The 26692-nt window shown below is 64.7% G+C and carries 30 protein-coding genes; 16 read left to right on the top strand and 14 right to left on the bottom strand.

Annotation, left to right across the window (positions count from 1 at the left end; genetic code table 11):
- Positions 1 to 11 precede the first annotated feature (11 nt).
- From LOY42_RS09825 to LOY42_RS09805, 5 genes are read right to left on the bottom strand one after another with little or no spacing between them, the layout of a single operon-like run.
- Complete coding sequence (locus LOY42_RS09825; RefSeq protein WP_102684091.1) at positions 12 to 767, bottom strand: ABC transporter permease; 756 nt, start codon at positions 765 to 767, stop codon at positions 12 to 14.
- Complete coding sequence (locus LOY42_RS09820) at positions 767 to 1972, bottom strand: ABC transporter substrate-binding protein (protein ID WP_102684090.1); 1206 nt, start codon at positions 1970 to 1972, stop codon at positions 767 to 769. The genes LOY42_RS09825 and LOY42_RS09820 overlap by 1 nt, the downstream gene beginning before the upstream one ends.
- Positions 1959 to 2780 (bottom strand): ABC transporter ATP-binding protein, encoded by an 822-nt coding sequence (locus tag LOY42_RS09815; RefSeq protein ID WP_139670049.1) that lies wholly within the window; start codon positions 2778 to 2780, stop codon positions 1959 to 1961. Before LOY42_RS09815 ends, LOY42_RS09820 begins: the two co-directional genes overlap by 14 nt.
- Entirely contained in the window at positions 2777 to 3841 is a 1065-nt protein-coding gene (locus LOY42_RS09810) for an acyl-CoA dehydrogenase family protein (RefSeq protein WP_258600409.1), read from the bottom strand. Before LOY42_RS09810 ends, LOY42_RS09815 begins: the two co-directional genes overlap by 4 nt.
- A gap of 48 nt (positions 3842 to 3889) precedes the next feature.
- Entirely contained in the window at positions 3890 to 4450 is a 561-nt protein-coding gene (locus LOY42_RS09805) for a carboxymuconolactone decarboxylase family protein (RefSeq protein ID WP_102684087.1), read from the bottom strand.
- Between the two features lie 102 nt (positions 4451 to 4552).
- On the opposite strand from LOY42_RS09805, the gene LOY42_RS09800 reads away from it, so the two are divergent.
- Positions 4553 to 5467 (top strand): AraC family transcriptional regulator, encoded by a 915-nt coding sequence (locus tag LOY42_RS09800; RefSeq protein ID WP_102684086.1) that lies wholly within the window; start codon positions 4553 to 4555, stop codon positions 5465 to 5467.
- A 7-nt stretch (positions 5468 to 5474) separates the two neighbouring features.
- Here the strand turns inward: LOY42_RS09800 and LOY42_RS09795 are convergent, their stop codons facing one another.
- The 4 genes from LOY42_RS09795 to LOY42_RS09780 all read right to left on the bottom strand — a co-directional run bounded on the left by LOY42_RS09795 (position 5475) and on the right by LOY42_RS09780 (position 7894).
- Entirely contained in the window at positions 5475 to 6353 is an 879-nt protein-coding gene (locus tag LOY42_RS09795; protein ID WP_139670043.1) for a DMT family transporter, read from the bottom strand.
- Positions 6354 to 6553: 200 nt separating this feature from the next.
- Complete coding sequence (locus LOY42_RS09790) at positions 6554 to 7054, bottom strand: GNAT family N-acetyltransferase (RefSeq protein ID WP_198753967.1); 501 nt, start codon at positions 7052 to 7054, stop codon at positions 6554 to 6556.
- Between the two features lie 117 nt (positions 7055 to 7171).
- A complete protein-coding gene (locus LOY42_RS09785) occupies positions 7172 to 7591 on the bottom strand; it encodes a RidA family protein (protein WP_102684083.1) in 420 nt (139 codons plus the stop codon).
- A 90-nt stretch (positions 7592 to 7681) separates the two neighbouring features.
- Positions 7682 to 7894, bottom strand: a complete 213-nt coding sequence (locus LOY42_RS09780) for a PLDc N-terminal domain-containing protein (RefSeq protein ID WP_031315336.1) — start codon at positions 7892 to 7894, stop codon at positions 7682 to 7684.
- A gap of 127 nt (positions 7895 to 8021) precedes the next feature.
- On the opposite strand from LOY42_RS09780, the gene LOY42_RS09775 reads away from it, so the two are divergent.
- Positions 8022 to 8771, top strand: a complete 750-nt coding sequence (locus tag LOY42_RS09775) for an NAD-dependent deacylase (RefSeq protein ID WP_139670039.1) — start codon at positions 8022 to 8024, stop codon at positions 8769 to 8771.
- 18 nt (positions 8772 to 8789) lie between these two features.
- Here the strand turns inward: LOY42_RS09775 and LOY42_RS09770 are convergent, their stop codons facing one another.
- Together LOY42_RS09770 and LOY42_RS09765 are read right to left on the bottom strand one after the other, a co-directional pair.
- Complete coding sequence (locus LOY42_RS09770; RefSeq protein ID WP_139670037.1) at positions 8790 to 9257, bottom strand: FAD/FMN-containing dehydrogenase; 468 nt, start codon at positions 9255 to 9257, stop codon at positions 8790 to 8792.
- 61 nt (positions 9258 to 9318) lie between these two features.
- Positions 9319 to 9933 carry a LysE family translocator gene (locus tag LOY42_RS09765; protein WP_139670035.1) on the bottom strand — a complete coding sequence of 205 codons (615 nt, stop codon included), beginning with the start codon at positions 9931 to 9933 and terminating at the stop codon, positions 9319 to 9321.
- Between the two features lie 110 nt (positions 9934 to 10043).
- On the opposite strand from LOY42_RS09765, the gene LOY42_RS09760 reads away from it, so the two are divergent.
- Positions 10044 to 10496 (top strand): Lrp/AsnC family transcriptional regulator, encoded by a 453-nt coding sequence (locus LOY42_RS09760; protein ID WP_110700780.1) that lies wholly within the window; start codon positions 10044 to 10046, stop codon positions 10494 to 10496.
- Between the two features lie 25 nt (positions 10497 to 10521).
- Here LOY42_RS09760 and LOY42_RS09755 read toward each other — a convergent pair whose 3' ends face one another.
- Positions 10522 to 10872 carry a hypothetical protein gene (locus LOY42_RS09755; RefSeq protein ID WP_046855051.1) on the bottom strand — a complete coding sequence of 117 codons (351 nt, stop codon included), beginning with the start codon at positions 10870 to 10872 and terminating at the stop codon, positions 10522 to 10524.
- A gap of 176 nt (positions 10873 to 11048) precedes the next feature.
- Here LOY42_RS09755 and LOY42_RS09750 point away from each other — a divergent pair, with 176 nt between their 5' ends.
- From LOY42_RS09750 to LOY42_RS09740, 3 genes are all read left to right on the top strand, one after another.
- Positions 11049 to 11228 (top strand): hypothetical protein, encoded by a 180-nt coding sequence (locus tag LOY42_RS09750; protein ID WP_110700782.1) that lies wholly within the window; start codon positions 11049 to 11051, stop codon positions 11226 to 11228.
- Positions 11229 to 11301: 73 nt separating this feature from the next.
- Positions 11302 to 11682 (top strand): glycine zipper domain-containing protein, encoded by a 381-nt coding sequence (locus tag LOY42_RS09745; protein ID WP_110700784.1) that lies wholly within the window; start codon positions 11302 to 11304, stop codon positions 11680 to 11682.
- Positions 11683 to 11898: 216 nt separating this feature from the next.
- The gene (locus tag LOY42_RS09740) at positions 11899 to 13149 is read left to right on the top strand and encodes an aspartate aminotransferase family protein (RefSeq protein WP_139670033.1); all 1251 of its coding nucleotides are present in this window, start codon (positions 11899 to 11901) and stop codon (positions 13147 to 13149) included.
- Between the two features lie 3 nt (positions 13150 to 13152).
- Here LOY42_RS09740 and LOY42_RS09735 read toward each other — a convergent pair whose 3' ends face one another.
- Complete coding sequence (locus tag LOY42_RS09735) at positions 13153 to 13455, bottom strand: hypothetical protein (protein WP_046855047.1); 303 nt, start codon at positions 13453 to 13455, stop codon at positions 13153 to 13155.
- Between the two features lie 158 nt (positions 13456 to 13613).
- On the opposite strand from LOY42_RS09735, the gene LOY42_RS09730 reads away from it, so the two are divergent.
- Positions 13614 to 14042 (top strand): hypothetical protein, encoded by a 429-nt coding sequence (locus tag LOY42_RS09730; RefSeq protein WP_139670031.1) that lies wholly within the window; start codon positions 13614 to 13616, stop codon positions 14040 to 14042.
- Positions 14043 to 14109: 67 nt separating this feature from the next.
- Positions 14110 to 16221, top strand: coding sequence for an elongation factor G (gene fusA, locus LOY42_RS09725; protein ID WP_111532170.1), 2112 nt, complete (start codon positions 14110 to 14112; stop codon positions 16219 to 16221).
- A gap of 116 nt (positions 16222 to 16337) precedes the next feature.
- Here fusA and LOY42_RS09720 read toward each other — a convergent pair whose 3' ends face one another.
- A complete protein-coding gene (locus LOY42_RS09720) occupies positions 16338 to 17780 on the bottom strand; it encodes a SulP family inorganic anion transporter (protein ID WP_139670028.1) in 1443 nt (480 codons plus the stop codon).
- 175 nt (positions 17781 to 17955) lie between these two features.
- Between LOY42_RS09720 and LOY42_RS09715 the strand changes: the two genes are divergently transcribed.
- The 8 genes from LOY42_RS09715 (at position 17956) to nuoF (ending at position 26611) form a co-directional block, all read left to right on the top strand.
- Positions 17956 to 18720 carry a secretin N-terminal domain-containing protein gene (locus tag LOY42_RS09715; protein ID WP_177486013.1) on the top strand — a complete coding sequence of 255 codons (765 nt, stop codon included), beginning with the start codon at positions 17956 to 17958 and terminating at the stop codon, positions 18718 to 18720.
- Between the two features lie 490 nt (positions 18721 to 19210).
- Positions 19211 to 20536: an isocitrate lyase gene (gene aceA, locus LOY42_RS09710; protein WP_023630475.1), complete on the top strand. Its 1326-nt coding sequence runs from the start codon at positions 19211 to 19213 to the stop codon at positions 20534 to 20536.
- Positions 20537 to 20745: 209 nt separating this feature from the next.
- The gene (locus LOY42_RS09705; RefSeq protein WP_139670026.1) at positions 20746 to 21408 is read left to right on the top strand and encodes a lysoplasmalogenase; all 663 of its coding nucleotides are present in this window, start codon (positions 20746 to 20748) and stop codon (positions 21406 to 21408) included.
- A 380-nt stretch (positions 21409 to 21788) separates the two neighbouring features.
- Positions 21789 to 22202: an NADH-quinone oxidoreductase subunit A gene (locus LOY42_RS09700; RefSeq protein ID WP_011534614.1), complete on the top strand. Its 414-nt coding sequence runs from the start codon at positions 21789 to 21791 to the stop codon at positions 22200 to 22202.
- 9 nt (positions 22203 to 22211) lie between these two features.
- Positions 22212 to 22889, top strand: coding sequence for an NADH-quinone oxidoreductase subunit B family protein (locus LOY42_RS09695; protein WP_008096180.1), 678 nt, complete (start codon positions 22212 to 22214; stop codon positions 22887 to 22889).
- Between the two features lie 79 nt (positions 22890 to 22968).
- Entirely contained in the window at positions 22969 to 24750 is a 1782-nt protein-coding gene (gene nuoC, locus LOY42_RS09690; protein WP_023630474.1) for an NADH-quinone oxidoreductase subunit C/D, read from the top strand.
- A gap of 2 nt (positions 24751 to 24752) precedes the next feature.
- Positions 24753 to 25250, top strand: coding sequence for an NADH-quinone oxidoreductase subunit NuoE (gene nuoE, locus LOY42_RS09685; protein ID WP_012313767.1), 498 nt, complete (start codon positions 24753 to 24755; stop codon positions 25248 to 25250).
- Positions 25247 to 26611: an NADH-quinone oxidoreductase subunit NuoF gene (gene nuoF, locus LOY42_RS09680; protein ID WP_139670024.1), complete on the top strand. Its 1365-nt coding sequence runs from the start codon at positions 25247 to 25249 to the stop codon at positions 26609 to 26611. Before nuoE ends, nuoF begins: the two co-directional genes overlap by 4 nt.
- The last annotated feature ends 81 nt before the right edge of the window (positions 26612 to 26692 follow it).

Raw genomic sequence — 26692 nt, 5'->3', positions numbered from 1 at the left:
CCCTTCTTTCTTCAGGCATGCACCCAACGTCGATGCAGCGCCCGCGCCAAGGCATCGAGCATGAACCCCAGTGCGCCGATCAGCAGCACCATCGCCATCAGCTCCGAATAGGCCAGCCGGTCGCGGGTGTCGAGGATGAAATAGCCAAGCCCGGCACTCACCCCGAGCATTTCGCACGGCACCAGCACTATCCACAGGATGCCGATGGCCAGGCGCACGCCGGTCAGCACATGGCCGATCACCCCGGGGATGATCACCTTGCACAACGTCTCCCAGCGCGTGGCGCTGAGGCTGCGGCTCAATTGCAGCCAGCGCGGGTCGAGCTGGCGTACCCCGGCGGCGGTGTTGAGCAAGATCGGCCACAGCGCGGCGAAGGCCAGCAGGAAGTAGATCGGCTGGTCGCCCACGCCCATCAGCATCACCACCACCGGCATCCACGACAGCGGCGAGATCATGCGCAGGAACTGGAATGCCGGCGTGGTCGCCGCCTCCAGGTGGCGATAGCTGCCCACCAGCAGGCCCAACGGCACACCAATCAGCAGCGCCAGCAGCAGGCCGATGAGGATACGCTCGAGGCTCACCCAGATATGCCCGTAGACCTCACCCTGCCCCAGCAGCTCGATCAGGCTTTGCAACGTGGCCTGGGGCGCGAAGCGCGCCGACAGGCCATCGGCGGCACCGAACAGGCGCACCCCCGCCCACCACAGCAACAGCAGCGCCGCCAGGCCCGCCAGGCCCAGGGCGCCATGCACGAAATGCCTGCGCATCAGACCGCGAACTCCTCGCTACGCTGGAAGTTCTCGGCAATGCCGAACGCCGCCGGGCCACCCACCGCGGCGATGGCGTTGCGCACGAAGCGATCGTCCACCAGGTCGCGGGCAGTCTGGGCCGGATCGAGGGCGGCAAGGAAATCGCTCTCGCCGACGATCAGGGTGTTCTTCAGGCGCTTGACCAACTCCTCGGTGTAGCTGGGGAACGGATAAGGCTGGAAGTCGATGCGTTTCTCGTCCCACTGCTGGTGCTGGATCGCGCCACTGGCGATGTAGCCGGCACGGTCATCGGCCGATGGCGCCAGCACCTTGGTCAGCACCGCCGGTTCGTGCGGGGTGTACTTGTTGGGGCCGGCCTTGGACAGCAACGCCGCGGCCTCGGCACGGTGCTCGCGGGTCCAGTGCTGGGCCTTGACGATGGCGTTGACCACCTTCTGCGACCACTCCGGGCGATTGTTCAGGTCGTGCTCGTGCATGAAGACCACGCAGCAGGCGTGGTTGCGCCAGACATCGCCGGTGAAGCGCTGCACGCGGCCGACCTTGAGGTTCTCGGCCAGGGCGTTGAACGGTTCGGCGACGATATAGCCGGCGATGCGCTTGCTGGCCAGGGCCGGCGGCATGTCCGAAGGCGGCAGCACCAGCAGGTTGACTTCGTTGTCCGCCAGCTGCGCGGTGGCAGGCTTGGACACAGGCTTCAGGCCGTTGTCGGTGAGCATCTGCTGCAGCACCACGTTGTGGATCGAGTACCAGAACGGAATGGCCACGGTCTTGCCGCCGAGCTGCTTCATATCGGTGATGTCCGGGGCCACGGTCAGGCCCGAGCCGCCGACGTGGTTCCAGGCCACGACCTTGGCTGGCACCTTGCTGCCGTAGCGCGCCCACACGGTCATCGGCGACAGCAGGTGGATGACGTTGACCTGCCCGGAGATGAATGCCTCGATCACCTGTGCCCAGCTGCGCAGCAACACCGGGCGCTCGGCCTTGATGCCCTCGGCCTCGAACAGGCCGTTGTTGTGCGCCACCAGCAGTGGCGTGGCATCGGTGATCGGCAGGTAGCCGATGCGCACCGGCGCGTCCGGCTCGGCGGCGGCGCGGGCCTGCAGGCTCGACAGCAACGGCACGGCGCCGGCGGCGGTGAGCATGGCGCTCAACTTGAGAAAATCGCGTCGGGACGTGGTGGAACAGCAGTCATCCATGCACATGGACAGCCTCCGAGGGCAAGGGGGATGGGGTGGGTTCGGCTGTGCGGCTTGCCCGCCGAAGGGTTTTGAGGATTTCGATACGCAGTGCGCCCAGCTCCTCGACCCGCTGCGCCCGCGGCTGCGGCAGGTCGATGTGCCACTGACCGAGGGTGCGCGCCGGGTGGTTGCCCAGTAGCAGCACGCGGTCGGACAACAGCAGGGCTTCGTCGATGTCGTGGGTGATCAGCACGGCGGCGGTGTTGTGGGTGGCGATCAGTTGCAGCAGCAGTTGCTGCATGTCGGCGCGGGTCACCTCGTCCAGCGCGCCGAACGGCTCGTCCAGCAACAGCACCTCGGGTTGGCGCGCCAGGCAGCGGGCCAGCGCGGTGCGTTGGGCCATGCCGCCGGACAGTTGCGCCGGGTACTGCCCACGGGCATGGGCCAGGCCCACCGCGTCGATGGCGTGGTCGATCCGTGCACGCCGCTCGGCCGCCGCCAGCTTGGGCTGGCGGGCGAAGTCGAGGCCGAAGGCGACGTTCTTTTCCAGGCTCAGCCAGGGCAGCAGGCTTGGGTCCTGGAACGCCACCGCAAGGCGCGGGTGCGGGCCCTGCAGTGGCTCGCCGCGCAGGTGCACGCTACCGCCACGGGGCTGTTGCAGCCCGGCCAGTACGCGCAACAGGCTGGACTTGCCGACCCCGCTTGGGCCAAGGATGGTTACCACCTCGCCGGGCGCCAGCGCCAGGTCGAACTGCTCCAGCACCGCCTGCCAGCCATCGTCGCGCGGGTAGCCCAGGCTGATCTCACAGGCTTCGAGCAGCACTTCGGTCATGCGCTGGCCGCCTGGCGTTGCAGTTCGGCGCGCAGCTGCACCAGGCTCGGGGTGACGATCGGCACGAACGCCGACTCGCGCCAACGCCGGGCGAAGCCTTCACCATAGGCCGTCAGGTAGGCCTTGCCACCGCTGGCCTGAAGCTCCAGCTGCACGGCATCGGCGGCGCATTCGGCGAGGGTGATGCGCAACTTGAACAAGGCGGCCGGTTGGCCCTGGAAGCGCCCGTCGAGCAGCCCCTGCTTGAGCTCGCCGACAGTATTCTCCAGGCGTTCCTTGAGCACCTGGCGGGCCTCTTCGAGGAACGAGCCACGGCCTTGCAGGTGTTCCTGCACTTCATCCAGCGCGCGCCGGGCCAGGCCCATGGCCATGCCGCACTGCAGCGCCAGGAACGCCGGGCGTACCTTGGGCAGGAACTCGCGGGCGTTGTCATGCAGCAGCCAGTCGCGGGCCAGTGGCACCTGGTGGAACGCCAGCGCCGCGGTGTTGCTCGACTGCAGGCCCATCAGTTGCAGATCGTCGGAACGCTCCAGGCCCGGCGCGTTGGAGGGTATGGCGACCACGAACGGCGCGCCGCCGGCGTCATCCTCGACAGCCGCCGCCACCACGAAACCGCGCTTGCGCAGGTTGGTCACCCAATGCAGCCGGCCTTCGAGGTTCCAGCCATCGGCCGCGAGGCGGCCACGCACCTGCAAGGCCTCGATGCCAGAGAGGAACTTCATGGCATTGGACAGGCCGGTGGCCCCGGCAAGTTCGCCCTTGAGCAGGTCGGGCATCAGCCGTTTGCACAGCTCTCGGTTGGGGCTTTGCAGCAGGTATTCGATGAAGGCGCGCTGGCCCCAGCAGACGAAGGCCGCGGCCAGCGACCGGCTGGCGATGGCGGCGATAGCCTCGACCGCCTCGCTGACGTCGCCACCCGTGCCACCCAGGGCCGGGTCGACGCCGATGCGCAGCAACTGCGACTCGGCGATCTGCGCCAGCACCAGGTGCGGATCGCACTGGCCCTGGTCAATGGCCTCGGCATTGGCATCCAGCCATTGTCGAAATGCATGGTCAAGCATGTCCCTAACTCCTTTTGAAACGCCGGGCGCGCCGGCATCAGGCCTCGGTCAAGCCGAAGGCTGCCAGCGGTATTTGCCGAGCTCGTCGTTGAGCGGCGTCTGGGCGAACACATTAGCAAAGTTGCACAGGGTTGCGAGGCTGATACCGAGAATCACTTCCAGCGCGTTGCCTTCGCTGAAACCGGCTTCACGGAAGGCCTGGTAGGTGGCGTCGCTGACGTTGCCACGGGTGGCGATCACTTCACGGGCGAACGCGGCCAGGGTCTCGTAGCGGGCGTCGGGCAGTTCGCCGCGGGCACGCAGGGCATCGACCACTTCCTGAGGCAGCTTGGCCTTGTTCAGGGCCACCGCGGTGTGGCCGGCGACACAAAAGTCGCAACCGTGCTGGGTGGCGGCGATCAGCTGCACCACTTCGCGCTCGGCCAGGGTCAGCTCGGACTTGCCGTTGAGCGCTGAAACGGTGACGTAGGTTTCCAGCGCCGCCGGGGCGTTGGCCAGGATGCCCAGCAGGTTGGGGATGAAGCCGGAGTTCTTCTGCGCGTTCTCGAGGAACGGGCGGGCGGCTTCCGGAGCGGTCTGCAGGCTGTGTAGAGTAATGCGAGCGGACATGGAGTGGTCTCCTTTGATGTAGGTCGCTACAGTCTGTTGGTTATAAGAAGTAGCATCCATATTCATCAGTCGCCTTTCCTTGCTCCAGAGTCCTTGCATTAGATGATTTCTTCCAGCCCCCTCGTCGATTGGTTATTAGAGAGCCTGGAGCTCGATGCCAGCCTGTTCCATGTGGGCCGCTACTGCGGCGGCTGGCACGCCAGCACCCAAGGCCTGGGCCGGGCCAGCTTCCACCTGGTGGTGCAGGGCCATTGCTGGCTGCACATCGACGGCCAGGCGCAGCCGCTGCGCCTGGAAAGCGGCGACGCGGTGTTCCTCTTGCGTGACCTGGCCTATCGGTTGTCCGGCGACGAGGATGCCGCCAACGCCTGTGCCCAGCCGCGCCGGAGCATGCGGGCGCTGGACCTGGAAGCCGGGGACGGCGTGGGGCTGGTATGCGGTTTCTTCCACTTCCAGTCGGGGTTGTCGTCATTGATCGTCGACGGGCTGGCGGACTGGATCCTGCTGCGCGCCAGCGATCCGGCCGGCAGCGCGGCGCGGGCGCTGTTCGGGCTGATCCTCGAGGAGTGCCGCCGCCCGCAACCCTCGCAGGCGCTGCTGGAGCGCCTGACCCACCTGCTGTTTCTCTACGTGCTGCGCCAGCAGGTGCATGACGGCCAGGCACTGGGAGGGCTGGTCGCCCTCGCCCGCCAGCCGGCCTTCGCCGGGTTGCTGGAGCGCTTGATCGAGGCGCCAGGCCAGGCCTGGACGCTGGAGGCCATGGCGGCCTGCGCGGGGCTGTCGCGCTCGGCGTTCTTCAAGCGCTTCAACGAACTGGCTGGGCAATCCCCCGGGCAAGTGCTGCTGGCGCTGCGCATGCGCCATGCCTGCCAGTTGCTCAAGGCTGGCAATACCGTCGAGCAGGTAGGCGCGCAGGCGGGGTATCAGTCGGTGGCGGCATTCACCCGGGCGTTCGCCAAGGCCATCGGGGTGCAGCCGGGGGCATACCGCAAACAGCACGAAGGACGCGCGGGTTAAGAGCCGTTCAACGCCGCCGCTGCATCCAGGCTGCCCCCAGCCCGCTGAGGCAGATCACCGCGATGCCCACCAGGCTCGTACCGTCCGGCACCTGCCCGAACACCACCAGGCCCAGCAACCCGGCGAACACGATCTGGCAATAGCTGAACGGCGCCAGCAACGCCGGCGCAGCGTGGCGGAACGCCTGGGTCAGCAGCAAGTGGGCGGTCATCCCGCAACCACCCAGCGCCAGCATCAGCGGTATATGCGGCCACTGCGGCGTCTGCCAGAAAAACGGCACCAGCGCTGTCATGATCAGGGTGTTACATAAGCCCGCGTAGAAGTTGCTGGTGGTCGGGCTGTCATGGGCCGCCAGCTTGCGCGTCAGCAACTGGTAGAAGCAAAAGCCCAGGGCCGAACCGAAGGGGAACAGGATTGCCGGGGTGAACATCGCCCCGCCCGGGTGCACCACCACCAGCACGCCGACGAAGCCCATGACCACCGCCAGCCACTGCCCCGCGCTCACCCGCTCCCCGAGCAGCGGCACCGACAATGCGGTGACCAGCACCGGAGCGAGGAAGTTGACCGAGGTCGCCTCCGCCAGCGGCAGGTATTGCAGCCCGGCGGTAAACAGCAGGCTGGTGCTGAGCAGGCTCAGCGCACGCAAGGTCTGCAACAACGGTCGGCGAGTGCGCAGTACCGCCAGGCCGGCCTTGGGCAGGAAGATCCCGGCCATCAGCAAGGTGTGCACCAGGTAACGGACCCACACCACCATGATGATCGGATAGATCCCGCCGAGGAATTTCGACAAAGCGTCGTGGCTGGCGAACAGGAAGGTGGCCACCACCACCAGGGCGATACCGCGCAGTGGCTGGTTGACTCCGGACAACGGTGTACTGGAACTCATGGGGCTCTCGGGCGATTGCCCCGGCATGACGCCCAGGCATGGGCGGATTCTAGAAGAGAAGCCACAGGGTGGACAAAGCATTGTGGTCCAATCAGTACATTCCGTTCGCTGATCGGCCACTTTCGCACATGTCCGTCAACGCCAGCGATCTTCGCTGGCAGCGAGAGCACAAAGCATGCTGGCGCTCGACCCGCAGTCCTTCAGTGCAATCGCGGGGTCACCAGGAAATTGCGCAGCGACGGCTCGTCATCCAGGGCAATCTCCTGCACTGGCCGTGGCAGGTCGGCCAGTACCGCCTGACAGAACGCCAGGGCCGGGGCATCCTCGCCGTAGCACCGCACCAACCAGTCGCCTTGACCCTCGCACAGCGTGCGCCGCGCTACCGCCAGGCCCACGCCCTGGCGGCGATATTTCTTGAGCACGAACAGGTCGGCCAGCTCCCAGGCGTCGATGCCGGGCAGTTCACTGCGCTCGATGAGCAGGAAGCCGGCGATGAAACCGTCCACCAGTATCAGGCTGGCGCTCCAGCCCGGGGTTTGCCAGTAGCGGGTGAAGTGTGGCTCATGGAGGTAGAAGCGCCCATCCGCCTCGACATCTTCCTGCTCCCAGCCAGAAGACTCGTAGGCGTAGAACTGGTAGAGGTTGCGCACCAGGTCGGCATGCTCGGGGCCGGTCTGGAGCAGTTCGACGGGGAGGGTCATGGTACAGGCTCGATGAATGCGGGAGCGCGAGTCTACCTGGGCGCTCAGGTGTTTGCAGCGGGGCGGCGTCGCATCCATCCTCGCGGCGCGTCGCCACGACGATGGATACGGGTTTTGTCACCCCTGCGGCAAGGCCGCCACCGCGTCCACTTCCACCAGCATGCCGTCCAGCGCCAGGCGCGGGACCGGGATCAAGGTGCAGGTCGGGGTCATCCTGCCGCCCCAGGCACGCTCGGCCTCAGCCACCCACTGGCGCAGCCGCGCCTCGGAATGGTCGACCACCAGCAGGGTGAGCTTGCACACGTGCTCAAGCGTTGCCCCACGGGAAGCCAGGGCGATCTTCAGGTTCACCAGGGCCTGGCGCGCCTGCTCATCGAAACGTGCCGACAACTTGCCCTGCAGGTCCTCGCCGCCCTGGCCGGCGATATACAGCAGGCGGCTGCCGGCGCGTACCTCGGCGACATGGGAATAGGCATTGCCGCTGGGGTCGTAGAGGCCTTCGGGGTTGCTCAGGGCAAAGGCGGCTGGCTGGGTCATGTTAGCGCTCCATCGATGGAAAGAGCGGCCGAGTATCAAACCTCAGGTTAAGTCGAGGTCAAGCCCCGCCTGCCACACCTTGATCGGCGCCTATTTTTCCTGCAACACCGCCCTGCCCTTCACCGCGCGCGGCCCACGCCAGGCCCAGAACAATAAGCCCGGAAACGGTGCATAAACGACGAACACCACCCACAGCATCTTGCGCTCGGCGCGCCGATCACTGCCGATGATGTGCCAGATGGCCCAGATTTCCAGGAGGATGACGACGAGCGCGACAACGAACCAGATTGTTCCGATTTCCATGAGTCTTCTCCTATTGGCTGTACTGGCTTGGGTTGCCACGCGCGCCGAGGGTTCACTCGGATCTTGTCCGGCCCGCGACCCACTGGCACAGTGACCGACCACCCTGCACCGCACCATGGGAGCCCTCATGCCATTCGATCCGATGCTGCTTGCCCAGGCCCGCCACGTGGTTGTGTTCACCGGTGCCGGGGTGTCCGCGGAAAGTGGCATAGCCACGTTTCGCGACAAGCTGACCGGCCTGTGGGCGCGCTTCGATCCGGCGCAGCTGGCCAGCGCCGAGGGCTTTCGCGCCGACCCGGCGCTGGTCTGGGGCTGGTACCAGATGCGCCGCGCCGGGATCGCCAAGGCCGAGCCCAACGCAGGCCACCTGGCCATCGCCGCGCTGGCCGCGCAAGTGCCGCAGCTGACCCTGATAACGCAGAACGTCGACGACCTGCACGAACGCGCCGGCAGCCGCGCCGTGCTGCACCTGCATGGGCGGCTGGATGCCTTTCGCTGCCTGGACTGCGCGCGCCCGGCGGATGAGCCCGTGGCACTGCCCGAGGAGGCCGCTCACGGCTGCCGTATGGAACCACCACGCTGCGCTTGCTGCGCCGGGCCTCTGCGCCCCGGTGTGGTGTGGTTTGGCGAGATGTTGCCCGACGCTGTACTGGAGCAGGCATTCGCCGCCGCGCAGCAGTGCGATGTACTGCTGTCGGTAGGCACCTCAGGCCTGGTACAGCCGGCGGCCTCGATACCTCGCATGGCACTGGCGGCGGGGGCAACGGTGGTGCATGTCAATCCGCAGCCCGTGCCCTGCGAGCACCCGCGGGCGTTCATGTTGCCCGGCAAGGCGGGTGAGGTACTGCCGCAACTGCTGCGCCAGGCCTTCGCCTGAGCTACCGGGCAGGCCGGTTCAGCGGCCAGCCTGGTCCAACGCAGCCTTCAAGGCATCGGCATCGGCGTAGCTGTTGCGCGCTGCCACCACGCCGTTATCCAGCGCCAGCCACAGCACCTTGCCTTCGTCCCCGGCATAGCGGCTGGCGACCCGGCCTTCGCGGTCGAGCAGCACGCGGTAGCTGTAGTCGCGCATGGCCGGGATGGCGAACAGCTTGCTGATCAGCGCCGGCATGCGCTGGATATCCGCGACGAACACCGCATGCCGCGCCTCCAGGTAGCCTTTGGGCTGTTCGGCCAGGGCCGCCTTGACCAGCTTGGCACCGTCCATGTCGCGGGCGACCAGCAGGACCCGGGTATCGGCCCCCAGGCTGTAGGGCTGGTCGTACTGATCGAGCAATGTCCAGGGCGCGAGGGTGTCGCCGGGTTGCGCGGCGTGGGCCACGAGCGCCAGCAGGCTGAGCAGAAGTACGGCGGCGTATTTCATGAGGGTCAGGTCCGAATCGTGAGGGCCGTCAGCATAGCCCAACCCGCCGTCCTTGACAGGCTCAACGCAACTGCCCGGCTATCAGCCCCACGGCAATCAGGATCATCACCCCGCCGGACAACCGTCCCACGGCCTGCGCCGCGGCAGGCCGGGTGCGCAACACGGCCTTGGCACCATAACCGACCATCAGGTAGATCACCAGCGAACTGCTCAGGTGCACCAACCCCAGCAGCAGGATCTGCAAGGGCAGCGGCCAGCTCGACTGCGGGTCGGTGAACTGCGGCAGCAACGCCAGGAACAGCAGGAACACCTTGGGGTTGAGGCCGCTGACGCACAGGCCCTTGAATGCCCAGCGCGACCCCGAGTCCTGCCCACCTCCGGCGCCGGCCTCGGGCACGGCCGGGCTCAGCAGCAGGTTGCCGCCCAGCCACAACAGGTACACGCAACCTGCAAGGGTCAGCAAGCTCAGCGCCAGCGGGTGCCCGGCAATCAGGCTGCCGACTCCGGCGGCCACCACCAGGGTGACGAGCAGATGGCCGGACAGCATGCCCGCCACCGCCGGCACTACCCAGCGCCCGCGCATGCCGGCCGAGATGGCGTAGGCCCAGTCGGCGCCGGGGGTGATCACGAACAGCAGGGAAACGGCCCAGAACGCCGTCAGTACACTCATGGCCATTTCGAGCCTTCCTTACACAGGTTTCGGTGAAAGAAAGACTACGGATATCGCCCAGGGATTTTCTTTCGTATATTCCCCGTACCAAGCCAAGTAATGGAATAATCTTCCCCATGGATCGAACAGATCGAAAGATCCTTGCCGAGCTACAAAAAGACGGGCGCCTGTCCGTGACCGAACTGGCCGACCGCGTCGGCTTGAGCCTGTCGCCCTGCCACCGGCGCCTCAAGGCGCTGGAGGACTCAGGCGCCATCCTCGGTTATCACGCCCGCCTGGCCCCGGCGGCCTTGGGTTTGAACTTCGCCGCGCTGGTGTTCGTGACCCTGCGCGAGGTGACCCGCCAGCCGGTGGCGGACTTCGAGGCGGCGCTGGGGGAGATCCCGCAGATCGTCGAGGCCCAGCGCCTGTTCGGCGACCCCGACTACCTGCTGCACGTGGTGGCCAGGGACCTGCCGGCCTTCCAGAAGCTGTATGACGAACAGCTGACCAGCATTCCCAATGTGAAGCGCCTGAGTTCGACGCTGGTGATGAAGGAGGTGATTCAGGACCGGCTGCTGCCGATGTGACATCGGGCCACTGACCGGGCGCGGCCTACAGGCAGGTCGCGGCTGCCGCCCGTCGGCGCAGGGCCATGCCGTCGTTCTTCTGCGCGTAGTAGTCCACCCGCGTCCCACCGGCCTGGGCGTAAACGTCGACGAACGACTCGGCTTCGCGGGTATAAACCGTGAAGCCACCTTGCTTGCGAGCCTCCAGGTAGCCGCTGGCGTCGACCCCGAAGGTGTTCTCTTCCTGCCAGCTGAACTGGATGCACTGTGCCACCAGATCCGGCGTCTTGTGTGAATCCAGCTGCGCGGTGGGTGCGCCGCCGCGCGCCGCTTCCATGGTCGACGATGCACAGCCCGCCAGCAGCAGCGCCACGGTGATCGGCAGAATTGCTCGCATGTTCCATCCTCGGGACAAAAAAGAAGGTGACTCTAGCACTGCCGGGGCAGCAGGTGAATCGCCGCTGCCGTTCATCGCCGCCGCAATAAAATCTTGCGCGCCGAAGAACCAAATCGATCGCCTTCGGTCTCAGGAGGTACCGCGTAAACCGTTGCGGATCAAGGACCTATATCGTGATGACACGCCTTGCAAGCCTTTCCATGGTCGCCACCTTGCTGCTGCTCGGCGGCTGCTACAGCAACCATTACCACGATGATGACGATGGCTGGCGCGATCGTGACCGCGGCCACCGTCACCACCATCGTCATGACCGTGACGATGACGATCGCCAGTACCGTGACCGCTACTACCGCTGAAGCGTCCTTGCAACCCTGACTTGCCGCGACCGTGCGGCAATCCCCCCCTGATGACTCCCCTGAGGTTCATAACATGCGTCTGACTCTGCCTTCCCTCGCCCTCGGCCTGCTGCTCTGCCAGGGCGCTTTCGCCGGTGACGGCACCGCGGCCATCGGCGGCGGCCTGGGTGGCGCCCTGGGCAACGTCGTGGGCAAACAGATCGGCGGCAGCACCGGTGCGGCCATCGGCGCCGGTCTCGGTGGCGCGGCCGGCAGCGCGGTCGGCGCGCGCAAGGGCAACCGTACCGAAGCGGCCATCGGCGGCGGCCTGGGCTCGGCGGGCGGTTCGCTGATCGGCGGCAAGCTTGGCGGCTCCAACGGTTCGACCATCGGTGCCGGCCTGGGCGGCGCGGCCGGTGGCGCCATCGGCAACCACATGGGTGACAGCAACCGCAAGCACAAGCGTCGCCACTGACCCCAACGGTCGAAGGCTCGAGGCGAAACAGCAAAAGGCGGCTGCCCCTTAAGGGACAGCCGCCTTTTATCTTGGCGCGATTCCAGCAAGCGGGCGGCGTAGGCAGGCCCCGCATAATTTCATGACTCAAAGGAATGACAGCAATCCAATAAATCGTTTGCGGATACCCCCGGCACGCTTCGATATTCACGCCATCGAATCACAGGCGCCGCGCACATGAATCAACCAAGCATCAGCCAGTCCATTGCCATCGTTCACCCGATCACGCTTTCCCATGGTCGCAATGCCGAAGTCTGGGATATCACCGGCAAGCGCTACATCGACTTCGTCGGCGGCATCGGCGTGCTCAACCTGGGCCACTGCAATCCCGCGGTAGTCGAAGCGATCCAGCAGCAGGCCACGCGCCTGACCCACTACGCCTTCAACGCGGCGCCCCACGGCCCCTATCTGGAGCTGATGGAGCGCCTGCGTGAATTCGTCCCGGTCAGCTACCCGTTGGCCGGCATGCTCACCAACAGCGGCGCGGAAGCGGCGGAAAACGCGCTTAAGGTCGCCCGCGGCGCCACCAGCAAGCGCGCTGTCATCGCCTTCGACGGCGGCTTCCATGGCCGCACCCTGGCCACCCTCAACCTCAATGGCAAGGTAGCCCCGTACAAGCAACGCGTGGGGGAACTGCCAGGCCCGGTCTATCATCTGCCCTACCCCAGCCCGGACACCGGAGTGAGCTGCGAACAGGCGCTCAAGGCCATGGAACGCCTATTCAACGTGGAGTTGGCGGTGGAGGACGTGGCGGCGTTCATCTTCGAGCCGGTGCAGGGTGAAGGTGGTTTCCTCGCCCTCGATCCGAGCTTTGCCCAGGCCTTGCGCCGCTTCTGCGACAGCCACGGGATACTGATCATCGTCGACGAGATCCAGTCCGGTTTCGGCCGCACCGGGCAGCGTTTCGCCTTCCCGCGACTGGGGATCGAGCCGGACCTGCTGCTGCTGGCCAAGAGCATCGCCGGTGGCATGCCCCTGGGCGCGGTGGTCGGCCGCCGGGAGATCATGGACTCGCTGCCCAAGGGCGGCCTGGGCGGCACCTACTCGGGCAATCCGATCGCCTGTGCGGCGGCCTTGGCGAGCCTTGCGCAGATGACCGACGCCAACCTCGCCACCTGGGGCGAACGCCAGGAACAGGCCATCGTCGCACGCCATGCACGCTGGAAAGCCGCAGGCTTGTCCAGTTCGCTCGGCCGCCTGACCGGCGTCGGCGCCATGCGCGGGCTGGAGTTCGTCAACGGCGATGGCAGCCCGGCACCGGCGCAACTGGCCAAGGTGTTGGAGGCGGCGCGTGCCAAGGGGTTGCTGCTGATGCCCAGTGGCAAGGCGCGGCATATCATCCGCCTGTTGGCGCCGCTGACCATCGAGGCCGAGGTGCTCGAGGAAGGGCTGGATATCCTCGAGCAGTGCCTGGCTGAACTGGGGTAAGGCTTACAGGCCCAGCTCTTCGGGGGTGGGCATGTCGCATTCGAAGGCGATCCAGCCGCCTTCGAGTTCGGCATGACCGTTGACGATCAGGCCGTAGTAAGTAAGGCCATTCTCCAGCGTGACGCAGATGTGCGTGGCGCCTTTTTCCGGTGCCGCGAGCGTACCGACAAAATGCACCTTCTTCAGCACTTCGGTTACCGCCTCGAGGCCCACGCGCATGTTGCTGTTTTCCGAAGCCTCGGTGTCGCCCCCACGGTCTTCGGCGCTGACGGTCACGGTGGCGATGTAGGGGTACTTGCTGCTCAAGCGGGGTTACCTCGGGGTAGGGTGCGAAAATTGGCGCTAGGGTACGGCAGACGGTGGTTGTTGTCTCTAGCGGCCTCATGGATGGTACGGCATGGCCTCCCCCGCCCCGATCTGTTAGGGTGCCCGCCGATGCACGCCACACCACGCGAGGATACCGAGTGAGCGCAGAACTTCCCCTGATCGCCGACCTGTTCGAGGTCGACAAACGCCTGACCCTCAAGCCCGTCGTGGACTTCAATGCCTACCTGCGCAACGCTTTCGGCGACGGCCCCTGCCGCTGCCACCGCTGCGTCGAGGACAATGGTGACGAGAGCACCTATAGCCACCGCCACAGCTTCGAACTGGAAGGCCGCACCTTGCACCGACGCTTCGCCAGCACCGCCGGCAGCGACGTGTTGATGGTGCTGAAGAAGGCGTGGCTGTCCTACACCAAGGCCGAACTGATCACCGTCGGCGCGCTGGACATGACCACCCTCAAGGCCTTCACCGACGCGGCCCTGCACGAACGCCTGCTGGCCCTGTTGCCGGCCAGCGGCCTGGCGCGTGAAGCCGAGGGCCAGTGGCAGCTGCAGGTGCTCGCCGACTGACGGTCGCCCCGGCAGGATTCTCCCGCTCTGCTACCTTGGGAGAATCCTCACCCGCAGGTGACCCGCCATGGCCCGCACGACTCCCATCGAGCTGTACCGCAATATCGGCATTGTCGCTCACGTGGATGCCGGCAAGACCACCACCACCGAACGGATCCTGTTCTACACCGGGGTCAACCACAAGATGGGCGAGGTGCACGACGGCGCCGCGACCATGGACTGGATGGCTCAGGAGCAGGAGCGTGGCATCACCATCACCTCGGCGGCCACCACGGCCTTCTGGCAGGGCTCGACCAAGCAGTTCGAGCACAAGTACCGCTTCAATATCATCGACACCCCAGGCCACGTCGACTTCACCATCGAGGTGGAGCGCTCGCTGCGCGTGCTCGATGGCGCGGTGGTGGTGTTCAGCGGCGCCGATGGGGTCGAGCCGCAGTCCGAGACCGTGTGGCGCCAGGCCAACAAGTATCATGTGCCGCGCCTGGCCTACATCAACAAGATGGACCGCCAGGGCGCGGACTTCCTGCGTGTGGTGAAACAGATCGACCAGCGCCTGGGCCACCACCCGGTGCCGATCCAGCTGGCCATCGGCAGCGAGGAGAACTTCATCGGCCAGATCGACCTGGTGAAGATGAAAGCCATCTACTGGAACGATGCCGACCAGGGCACCAGCTACCGCGAGGAAGCGATCCCCGCTGAACTGCAGGCCCTGGCCGACGAGTGGCGTGCCCATATGCTGGAAGCGGCGGCGGATGCCAGCGAAGCACTGACCCTGAAGTACCTTGAAGGTGAGGAATTCACCACCGAGGAAATCAAGGCCGCCCTGCGCCAACGCACCATCGCCAACGAAATCGTCCCGACCATCCTCGGCTCGTCATTCAAGAACAAGGGCGTGCCGCTGATGCTCGACGCGGTGATCGACTACCTGCCCGCCCCGTCCGAAATCCCGGCGATCAAGGGCACTGACCCGGACGATGAAGACAAGCACCTGGAACGCCACGCCGACGACAAGGAGCCGTTCTCGGCCCTGGCCTTCAAGATCGCCACCGACCCGTTCGTCGGCACCCTGACCTTCGCCCGGGTATATTCGGGAGTGCTCAGCTCGGGCAATGCGGTGCTCAACTCGGTGAAGGGCAAGAAGGAGCGCATCGGCCGCATGGTGCAGATGCACGCCAACCAGCGCGCCGAGATCAAGGACGTGTGCGCCGGCGATATCGCCGCACTGATCGGCATGAAGGACGTGACCACCGGCGACACTCTGTGCGACATGGACAAGCCGATCATCCTTGAACGCATGGATTTCCCCGACCCGGTGATCTCGGTGGCGGTGGAGCCGAAGACCAAGGGCGACCAGGAGAAGATGGGCATCGCCCTGGGCAAGCTGGCCCAGGAGGACCCGTCGTTCCGGGTCAAGACCGACGAGGAAACCGGCCAGACCATCATCTCCGGCATGGGCGAGTTGCACCTGGACATCATCGTCGACCGCATGCGCCGCGAGTTCAACGTCGAAGCCAATATCGGCAAGCCGCAGGTGGCCTACCGCGAGAAGATCCGCAACACCTGCGAAATCGAAGGGCGTTTCGTGCGCCAATCGGGCGGACGCGGCCAGTATGGCCATTGCTGGATCCGCTTCGCCCCCGGCGACGAAGGCAAGGAAGGGCTGGAGTTCGTCAACGAGATTGTCGGCGGCGTGGTGCCGCGCGAATACATCCCGGCGATCCAGAAAGGCATCGAGGAGCAAATGAAGAACGGCGTGCTTGCCGGCTACCCGCTGATCAACCTCAAGGCGGCGGTGTTCGACGGCTCGTACCATGACGTCGATTCCAACGAGATGGCCTACAAGATTGCCGCCTCCATGGCCACCAAGCAGCTGTCGCAGAAAGGCGGCGCGGTGCTGCTGGAGCCGGTGATGAAGGTCGAGGTGGTGACGCCCGAGGAGTACCAGGGCGATATCCTCGGCGACCTGAGCCGGCGCCGGGGCATGATCCAGGATGGCGACGAAACCCCGGCCGGCAAAGTGATCCGTGCCGAGGTGCCTTTGGGCGAGATGTTCGGCTACGCCACCTCGATGCGCTCGATGACCCAGGGCCGGGCGAGTTTCTCGATGGAGTTCACCCGCTACGCCGAGGCGCCGGCGAGCATTGCCGACACCATCGTCAAGAAAAACCGCGGGGAGTAAGCCTTTCTCCTATAACGGCCCTATCGCCGGCAAGCCGGCTCCCACAGGTACTGCACAGTGACAATCCTGTGGGAGCCGGCTTGCCGGCGATAGGGCGGTGCAGGCAACCATTGCCTTCAATGCTGCTCCCCCGCCCGCTTGAGCAGCTTCTTGCAGCGTTCGGAAAGATGCACCACCCGCAACTGCTTGCCCGCCTTGGCATAGCGCTCGCGCAGGGTCTTGAGCGCCGCGATCGCCGAATAATCGACAAAGCTCAGGTGCTGGCAATCCAGCGTCACCTTGGCCGGGTCGTTGGCCGGGTCGAACTGGTTGAGAAACGGCGTGGTCGAGGCGAAGAACAGCGTGCCGTGCACCTGGTAATGCTTGCCCCCCTCGGCGTCCTCATGACTGTCGGCATACAGCTCGCGCGCGTGCTGCCAGGCAAAATTGATGGCCGCGATGACGATACCGAACAGCACCGCCGTGGCCAGGTCGGTGAACACCGTGACCACGGTCACGGCGATGATCGCCAGCACATCGCTCACCGGCACCTTGTGCAGCACCCGCAGCGATGCCCAGGCGAAGGTCTGCTGGGCCACCACGAACATCACCCCGACCAGCGCCGCCAGCGGAATACGCTCGATCAACGGCGACAGGAACAGCACGAACAGCAGGATCATCACCCCCGCCACCACGCCCGACAGTCGGCCACGGCCATTGGAGCTGAGGTTGATCACGGTCTGGCCGATCATCGCGCAGCCGCCCATGCCGCCGCACAGGCCCGAGACCATGTTGGCCGCGCCCAAGGCCACGCACTCGCGGTCCGGGTAACCGCGACTCTCGGTGACCTCGTCGGTGAGGTTGAGGGTCAGCAGGGTTTCCAGCAGGCCGACCATGGCCATCAGCACCGCGTAAGGCGCGATGATCTTCAAGGTCTCAAGGTTCCAGGGGATGTCCGGCAGCGCCAGTCTCGGCAGGCCGCCGGCGATGTGCGCCATATCGCCGAGGGTGCGGGTTGGAAGGCCAAGCAGATAGACCAGCAGGCCGACGCCGAGGATCGCCACCAGCGCTGGCGGCACGGCGCGGGTCAGCCTGGGAAGCACGTAGACCACCAGCATGGTCAACGCCACCAGGCCGATCATCAGGTACAGCGGCGCGCCGCTGAGCCAGTGCTCGCCTTCCTTGAAGTGCTCCAGCTGGGCCAGGGCGATGACGATAGCCAGGCCGTTGACGAAGCCGAGCATCACCGGGTACGGCACCAGGCGCACCAGCTTGCCCAGGCGCAGGGCGCCGAACAGGATCATCACCAGCCCGCCCAGCAGCACCGTGGCCAGCAGGTACTGGACGCCGTGCTGCACCACCAGGGCGACGATGACCACCGCCATCGAACCGGCGGCGCCGGAGATCATCCCCGGCCGGCCGCCGAACAGCGCGGTCAGGGTGCAGATGATGAAGGCGCCGTACAGGCCCATCAGCGGGTTGAGGTGGGCCACCAGGGCGAAAGCGATGCACTCCGGTACCAGGGCGAACGAAGTGGTGAGGCCGGCGAGCAGGTCGGCGCGTAGGCGTGCGGGTTTCATGGAGTTCCTGTAAACAACCCCGGCAATACGCTGCGTGGGAGCGTAATGCCGAGGGAATGAGCTCGAAATCGAGGATCGGGATGTTACGGAATTTGCCTGACTGCAACCACTGAAAAGCCGACCTGTGCATGACGCTGTGATCCACAACCAGCAAGATGCCGACAAATTTGCCATCATGTCCATTCCACCCGCGGAGATCATGGACATGCCGCTACGCCCCCTCCTCGCCTCGCTGCTGCTGGCCGCCAGCCTTACGGCCCAGGCCGCCACCGAGGTCATTCCCTTGCAACACCGCAGCAGCGCCGAACTGCTGCCCGCCGCCCAGTCCTTCCTGGGCAAGGACGGCAGCGTCAGCACCTTCGAGGACAAGCTGATCGTCAACGCCAGCCAGGAACGCATTGACGATCTGCGCGCCCTGCTGCAACAGCTCGACACCGCGCCCAAACGCCTGCTGATTAGCGTCGACAACAACGACAGCAACTTCCAGGACAACCGCGGCAATGCCCGCGTGATCCGCTACGGCACCGCCAACCGCGAAGGCGGCATGCAGCAGGTACAGGCCAGCGACGGCCAGCCGGCACTGATCCAGGTGGGCCAGAGCATCCCCGTCACCAGTACTTCCACCGACGGTTACGGGCGCATCCAGAGCAACACCGAATACCGCAACGTTACCCAGGGCTTCTACGTCACGCCACGCCTGAGCGGTGATAACGTTCGCCTGCAAATCAGCACCAATAACGACCGAATGAGCCAGGAACGTGCCGATGTAGTGAAAGTGCAGAGCACCGACACGACCGTCACCGGCAAGCTCGGCGAGTGGATCACCCTGGCCGGATTCAACCAGCAGAGTCAGTCCGATCGCAGCGCGTCAAGCCTCAGTTACAGCACCCAGCGCGGTGAAAACATGACTTTGCGGGTCAAAGTCGAGCTTCTCGACTGAACCCAGGCAATTCAAGGGCTCGACCAAGGGCCTTGAAACTGACCGCCAAGTCGCATTAGACCAAAGATGTAGTAAGCCGAAAAAAGCACTACAAAATGTTTGACAGGCTCTTTTCGCCAAGGGCATGATGGCCTCGCTCCCGCTAATCAGAGGCCCTGGCAAGGGTCTTCGAGGTGCGCTCCTCCCACCGTGGAGGCACCTCGTGTCCATACGGCCCACAAGGCGGTTCGACGGGATTGCGACTGCAACGAAGAAGTTGTCCCGAGGGACGGAAGCGCATCACCGCAGTTCTGGCAATCGCGTCGCACCGCAGCAAGGCATCCACGAGCCAACCTGCAGGGCACACCTTCGCCTGGCCTGCCCACCCTTCCCCTTCGCACTTCCCCGTTCGCCGTCGCACTCCCCCGGACAGCACAGCCTGGCCCTCTGACCCGCGTATCCGAGCATCAGCACAATTACACTCAAGATCGATGCGACGAGGTTTATTTCCATGGCACTGACACGCGAACAGCAAATTGCAGCCCTCGAGAAAGACTGGGCCGAAAACCCGCGCTGGAAAGGCGTGACCCGTACCTACACCGCCGCCGATGTCGTTCGCCTGCGTGGCTCGCTGCAACCAGAGCACACTCTGGCTCGCCAGGGCGCGGAAAAACTGTGGAAGCTGGTCACCCAAGGTGCCCACCCGTCCTTCCGCCCAGAAAAAGATTTCGTCAACTGCATGGGCGCCCTGACCGGCGGCCAGGCAGTGCAACAGGTCAAGGCCGGCATCCAGGCCATCTACCTGTCCGGCTGGCAGGTTGCCGCCGACAACAACTCGGCCGAGTCGATGTACCCCGACCAGTCGCTGTACCCGGTGGATTCGGTACCGACCGTGGTCAAGCGCATCAACAACTCGTTCCGCCGCGCCGACCAGATCCAATGGAAAGCTGGCAAGAACCCAGGTGACGAAGGCTACATCGACTACTTCGCACCAATTGTGGCTGACGCCGAAGCCGGTTTCGGCGGCGTACTGAACGCCTACGAACTGATGAAGAACATGATTGAAGCGGGCGCCGCCGGCGTGCACTTCGAAGACCAGCTGGCCTCGGTGAAAAAATGCGGCCACATGGGCGGCAAGGTACTGGTACCGACCCAGGAAGCCGTACAGAAGCTGGTGGCTGCCCGTCTGGCCGCCGACGTTGCCGGTGTACCGACCATCATCCTGGCCCGTACCGACGCCAACGCCGCTGACCTGCTGACCAGCGACTGCGACCCGTACGACCAGCCGTTCGTGATCGGCGACCGCACCCGTGAAGGCTTCTACAAAGTCCGCGCCGGCCTCGACCAGGCGATCTCCCGCGGCCTGGCCTACGCGCCGTATGCCGACCTGATCTGGTGCGAAACCGCCAAGCCGGACCTGGACGAAGCCCGTCGCTTCGCCGAAGCGATCAAGAAGGAATACCCGGACCAACTGCTGTCGTACAACTGCTCGCCTTCCTTCAACTGGAAGAAGAACCTGGACGACGCCACCATCGCCAAGTTCCAGCGCGAACTGTCGGCCATGGGCTACAAGCACCAGTTCATTACCCTGGCCGGCATCCACAACATGTGGCACGGCATGTTCAACCTGGCGCACGACTACGCCCGCAACGACATGACCGCCTACGTGAAGCTGCAAGAGCAGGAATTCGCCGACGCCAGTAAAGGCTACACCTTCGTGGCGCACCAGCAGGAAGTCGGCACTGGCTACTTCGACGACATGACCACCGTGATCCAGGGTGGTGCATCGTCGGTAACCGCACTGACCGGTTCGACCGAGGAAGAGCAGTTCCACTGAGTCTGGTGAACTGAACAGAAAGCCCAGGTTCCGCAAGGTTCCTGGGCTTTCCGCTTTTTTTAGGCTTTAGCCGCGATGCAGGCAACGCGGTATCTGGCACCCGCTTCGCGGGTGATCGCGGCTGAAGCCGCTCCTACAGCAATCGCGTCGCACCAGCAAAGTTGCAGATCAGGTCTAAGCTTGTGGCTACCCCATAGCAAGGACTGCCCATGCCCCGCCCTGGCCACCTGCTTACCATCGCCGTCGCAGCCGCCACCTGCTATCTATATGCACTGGCAAGCGACAATGCCCTGCTTGGCCTGCTGGTCAAACCCATTCCGGTACTGGCCCTGATCGCCTGGCTTAGGACCATGCCCACCACGCCCTACCGTCGCTGGATCATGATCGGCTTGGCCTTCTCGGTACTGGGCGACATCCTCCTGGCCATCCCCCGCGATCTGTTCGTGTTCGGCCTGGCCGCATTCCTTTGCGCCCACCTGGCGTACCTTCGCGGTTACTGCAGCCTGATCCAGCGCCCGGCCTACCCGTCACTGGCCCTCGCACTGCTGGTGGGCGCCTCGCTGTTCGGCCTGCTCGCCAGCCACGGCCTGGGCCCACTGCTGATCCCGGTGGCGCTGTATGCCCTGGCGATCGGCTGCATGCTCTGGCGCGCCTTGGCCTGCGGCGGTGTCGCCGCACTGGGTGCCTGCGCCTTCGTCTTCTCCGACAGCCTGATCGGCATCGACCGCTTCGTCAGCCCGTTTGCCGCTGCCGAGTACCTGATCATCCTGTCCTACTGGCTCGGCCAGTGGCTCATTGCCGCGTCGGTCAGCCGCAGCACAAACGACAAAGCATTGATCCAGAGCGGTACGCGCTGCGCCGGAAGCTGCTAGAACAAGAGTTTTTCGCATTTGCAAGTGGGCAGATCGGCTGATGAACTTTGCAAGGCCCAGAACAGCTAAAACAATACAGCTCAGGTTAAATGATATTAATTATCATTACGCAACTAGCCAGTCATTACGCGAGGTAAGAAACATAATTAACAAATCCACGTGCAATGCCCGAAACTCAAGGCTTTCAGCCAGTTACGAAAGATTTTTGTTCTTAAACCTACGAATAAATTTGCAACGGAAATTTTACTTGCACTGGGTTTACCCATAAAATCAGCGCGATTGATTCAGCTGCGACATTTGGTCACTGCGTCTGCGACACCACGTCGCCGCTCTACTTATTTCAGACTGCAGAGCTGGGTCTCTGTATAAGGATTTCTAGCATGTCCGATTCGGCAGGACTCATCGCCCACAACTGGGGCTTTGCCATCTTCCTCCTGGGTGTCGTCGGCCTGTGTGCCTTCATGCTCGGCCTGTCCAGCCTGCTCGGTAGCAAGGCCTGGGGTCGCGCCAAGAACGAACCCTTCGAATCCGGCATGCTGCCCGTCGGCAGCGCCCGCCTGCGCCTGTCCGCCAAATTCTATCTGGTCGCGATGCTGTTCGTGATCTTCGATATCGAAGCCCTCTTCCTGTATGCATGGTCTGTGTCCGTCCGCGAAAGCGGCTGGACCGGATTCGTCGAAGCACTCGTTTTCATAGCAATTCTGTTGGCAGGTCTTGTCTACCTATGGCGCGTCGGGGCGCTCGATTGGGCTCCCGAAGGTCGCCGCAAGCGGCAAGCGAAGCTGAAACAATGAGGCTTTGGCATGCAATACAATCTCACCAGAATCGATCCGGACGCACCTAACGAGCAGTATCCGGTCGGTGAACGGGAAACCGTCACCGATCAACTGCTGGAAGACCAGGTCCACAAGAACATCTACATGGGGAAACTCGAAGATGTGCTGCGTGGCGCGGTCAACTGGGGTCGCAAGAACTCCCTCTGGCCGTACAACTTCGGCCTTTCCTGCTGCTACGTGGAAATGACCACGGCCTTCACGGCGCCCCACGACATCGCCCGCTTCGGCGCCGAAGTCATCCGGGCCTCGCCGCGTCAGGCCGACTTCATGGTCATCGCCGGTACCTGCTTCGTGAAGATGGCGCCGATCATTCAGCGCCTGTACGAGCAGATGCTCGAACCCAAGTGGGTCATCTCCATGGGCTCGTGCGCCAACTCCGGCGGCATGTACGACATTTACTCGGTCGTTCAGGGGGTCGACAAGTTCCTCCCCGTGGACGTGTACGTGCCTGGCTGCCCACCGCGCCCCGAGGCGTTCCTGCAAGGCTTGATGCTGCTGCAGGAGTCGATCGGCCAGGAGCGACGCCCGCTTTCCTGGGTGGTTGGCGATCAAGGCATCTACCGTGCCGAGATGCCCGCCCAGAAAGACCTGCGTCGCGAACAGCGTATCGCGGTAACCAACCTGCGCAGCCCCGACGAAGTCTGATCCAGCGACCTGCCGCCCGCTCCCCCAGGAGCCGGCGGCCTGGCTTCATTCTTAACGTTGACCCAAAGCGACCGAGACCATGACAGCGGACAACGCTATTTATATTCCGCCTTACAAGGCTGACGACCAGGATGTGGTCGTCGAACTGCACAACCGATTCGGCGCCGACGCTTTCGTCGCCCAGGAAACCCGTACCGGCATGCCGGTACTGTGGGTAAAGCGTGCCCAGCTCAAGGAAATCCTCACCTTCCTGCGCAACGTCGCCAAGCCGTACAGCATGCTGTACGACCTGCACGGCGTCGACGAGCGCCTGCGCACTCAGCGCCGCGGCCTGCCGGCCGCCGACTTCAGCGTGTTCTACCACCTGCTGTCGGTCGAGCGTAACAGCGACGTGATGATCAAGGTGTCGCTGAGCGAAGGCGACCTGAACCTGCCCACCGTGACCGGCATCTGGCCCAACGCCAACTGGTACGAGCGTGAAGTCTGGGACATGTTCGGCATCGACTTCGCCGGCCACCCGCACCTGAGCCGCATCATGATGCCGCCGACCTGGGAAGGTCACCCGCTGCGCAAGGACTACCCGGCCCGCGCCACCGAATTCGACCCCTACAGCCTGACCCTGGCCAAGCAGCAGCTTGAAGAGGAATCGGCACGTTTCAACCCGGAAGCCTGGGGCATGAAGCGTTCGGGCGCCAACGAGGACTACATGTTCCTCAACCTCGGCCCCAACCACCCTTCGGCCCACGGTGCCTTCCGTATCGTCCTGCAGCTGGACGGCGAAGAGATCGTCGACTGCGTCCCGGACATCGGCTACCACCACCGTGGCGCCGAGAAGATGGCCGAGCGTCAGTCGTGGCACAGCTTCATCCCCTACACCGACCGTATCGACTACCTCGGCGGGGTGATGAACAACCTGCCGTACGTACTGGCGGTGGAAAAGCTGGCCGGCATCCAGGTGCCGCAGAAGGTCGACGTGATCCGCATCATGCTCGCCGAATTCTTCCGCATCACCAGCCACCTGCTGTTCCTGGGTACCTACATCCAGGACGTCGGCGCCATGACCCCGGTGTTCTTCACCTTCACCGACCGCCAGCGCGCCTACACCGTGATCGAGGCGATCACCGGTTTCCGCCTGCACCCGGCCTGGTACCGCATCGGTGGCGTCGCCCACGACCTGCCGCGCGGCTGGGACAAGCTGGTCAAGGACTTCGTCGAATGGCTGCCCAAGCGCCTCGACGAATACACCAAGGCTGCCCTGCAGAACAGCATCCTCAAGGGCCGTACCATCGGCGTTGCCGCGTACAACACCAAGGAAGCCCTGGCCTGGGGCACCACCGGTGCCGGCCTGCGCTCCACTGGTTGCGACTTCGACCTGCGCAAGGCGCGCCCCTACTCCGGCTACGAGAACTTCGAATTCGAAGTACCGCTGGCCCACAACGGCGATGCCTACGATCGCTGCATGGTCCGTGTCGAGGAGATGCGCCAGAGCATCCGCATCATCGACCAGTGCCTGCGCAACATGCCGGAAGGCCCGTACAAGGCGGATCACCCGCTGACCACGCCGCCGCCGAAAGAGCGCACCCTGCAGCACATCGAGACCCTGATCACCCACTTCCTGCAAGTCTCGTGGGGCCCGGTCATGCCGGCCAACGAGTCGTTCCAGATGATCGAGGCGACCAAGGGCATCAACAGTTACTACCTGACGAGCGATGGCGGCACCATGAGCTACCGCACCCGGATCCGTACCCCGAGCTACCCGCACCTGCAGCAGATCCCTTCGGTGATCAAAGGCAGCATGGTCGCGGACCTGATCGCGTACCTGGGCAGTATCGACTTCGTTATGGCTGACGTGGACCGCTAAGCATGAACAGCACGCTTATCCAAACCGACCGTTTCGCCCTGAGCGAAACCGAGCGCTCGGCCATCGAGCACGAGATGCACCACTACGAGGACCCGCGCGCGGCGTCCATCGAAGCCCTGAAGATCGTGCAGAAAGAGCGCGGCTGGGTGCCGGATGGCGCCATCTACGCCATCGGCGAAGTGCTGGGCATCCCCGCCAGCGACGTCGAGGGAGTGGCCACCTTCTACAGCCAGATCTTCCGCCAGCCGGTCGGCCGCCACATCATCCGCGTATGCGACAGCATGGTCTGCTACATCGGCGGCCATGAGTCGGTGGTCAGCCAGATCCAGAGCGAGCTGGGCATCGGCCTCGGCCAGACCACCGCGGACGGGCGTTTCACCCTGCTGCCGGTGTGCTGCCTGGGCAACTGCGACAAGGCCCCGGCGCTGATGATCGACGACGACACCTTTGGCGACGTGCAACCTGCCGGCGTCTCCAAGCTGCTGGAGGGTTACGTATGACCATCACTTCCTTCGGCCCGGCCAACCGCATCGCGCGCTCGGCCGAAACCCACCCGCTGACCTGGCGCCTGCGCGACGACGGCGAGCCGGTCTGGCTGGCCGAGTACGAGTCGAAGAACGGCTATGCCGCCGCGCGCAAGGCGCTGGCCGACATGTCCGCCGACGACATCGTGCAGAGCGTCAAGGACTCCGGCCTCAAGGGCCGTGGCGGCGCGGGCTTCCCCACTGGCGTGAAGTGGGGCCTGATGCCCAAAGACGAATCCATGAACATCCGCTACCTGCTGTGCAACGCGGACGAAATGGAGCCCAACACCTGGAAAGACCGCATGCTGATGGAGCAACAGCCCCATCTGCTGGTCGAGGGCATGCTGATCAGCGCCCGCGCGCTGAAGGCCTACCGTGGCTACATCTTCCTGCGTGGCGAATACACCACCGCGGCGAAGAACCTCAACCGCGCCATCGATGAAGCCAAGGCCGCCGGCCTGCTGGGCAAGAACATCCTCGGTTCGGGCTTCGACTTCGAGCTGTTCGTGCACACTGGTGCCGGGCGTTACATCTGCGGTGAAGAAACCGCGTTGATCAACTCCCTCGAAGGCCGTCGCGCCAACCCGCGCTCCAAGCCGCCCTTCCCGGCCGCCGTCGGCGTGTGGGGCAAGCCGACCTGCGTGAACAACGTCGAGACCCTGTGCAACGTGCCGGCCATCGTCGCCAACGGCAACGACTGGTACAAGTCGCTGGCCCGCGAAGGCAGCGAAGACCACGGCACCAAGCTGATGGGCTTCTCCGGCAAGGTGAAGAACCCGGGCCTGTGGGAGCTGCCGTTCGGCGTCACCGCCCGCGAGCTGTTCGAGGACTACGCCGGCGGCATGCGCGACGGCTTCAAGCTCAAGTGCTGGCAGCCTGGTGGCGCCGGTACCGGCTTCCTGTTGCCCGAGCACCTCGATGCGCAGATGTATGCGGGTGGCATCGCCAAGGTCGGCACCCGTATGGGTACCGGCCTGGCCATGGCGGTCGACGACAGCGTCAACATGGTGTCTTTGCTGCGCAACATGGAAGAGTTCTTCGCCCGCGAATCGTGCGGCTGGTGCACCCCTTGCCGTGACGGCCTGCCGTGGAGCGTGAAGATGCTGCGCGCACTGGAAAACGGCCAGGGCCGCGCCGAAGACATCGAGACGCTGCTGGGGCTGGTCAACTTCCTCGGCCCAGGCCGTACCTTCTGTGCTCACGCACCAGGTGCCGTCGAGCCGTTGGGCAGTGCCATCAAATACTTCAGGTCCGAGTTCGAGGCCGGTGTCGCGCCAGCAACTGCTACCGACACTCTGCGCCCGAACCTGGCGAAGCCGATTGTGGTCGGCGCATAAAAAGATAGAACGCGGGTGGTCCGTGCCACCCGCCAGCCTGCAGGCCGGCCCGCATGAAGCGTGGCGTGCCACAGGCGTACA

It is taken from the genome of Pseudomonas sp. B21-023 (assembly GCF_024749165.1).
Lineage (GTDB): Bacteria > Pseudomonadota > Gammaproteobacteria > Pseudomonadales > Pseudomonadaceae > Aquipseudomonas.
This window is presented reverse-complemented; position numbering and strand designations above follow the sequence as displayed.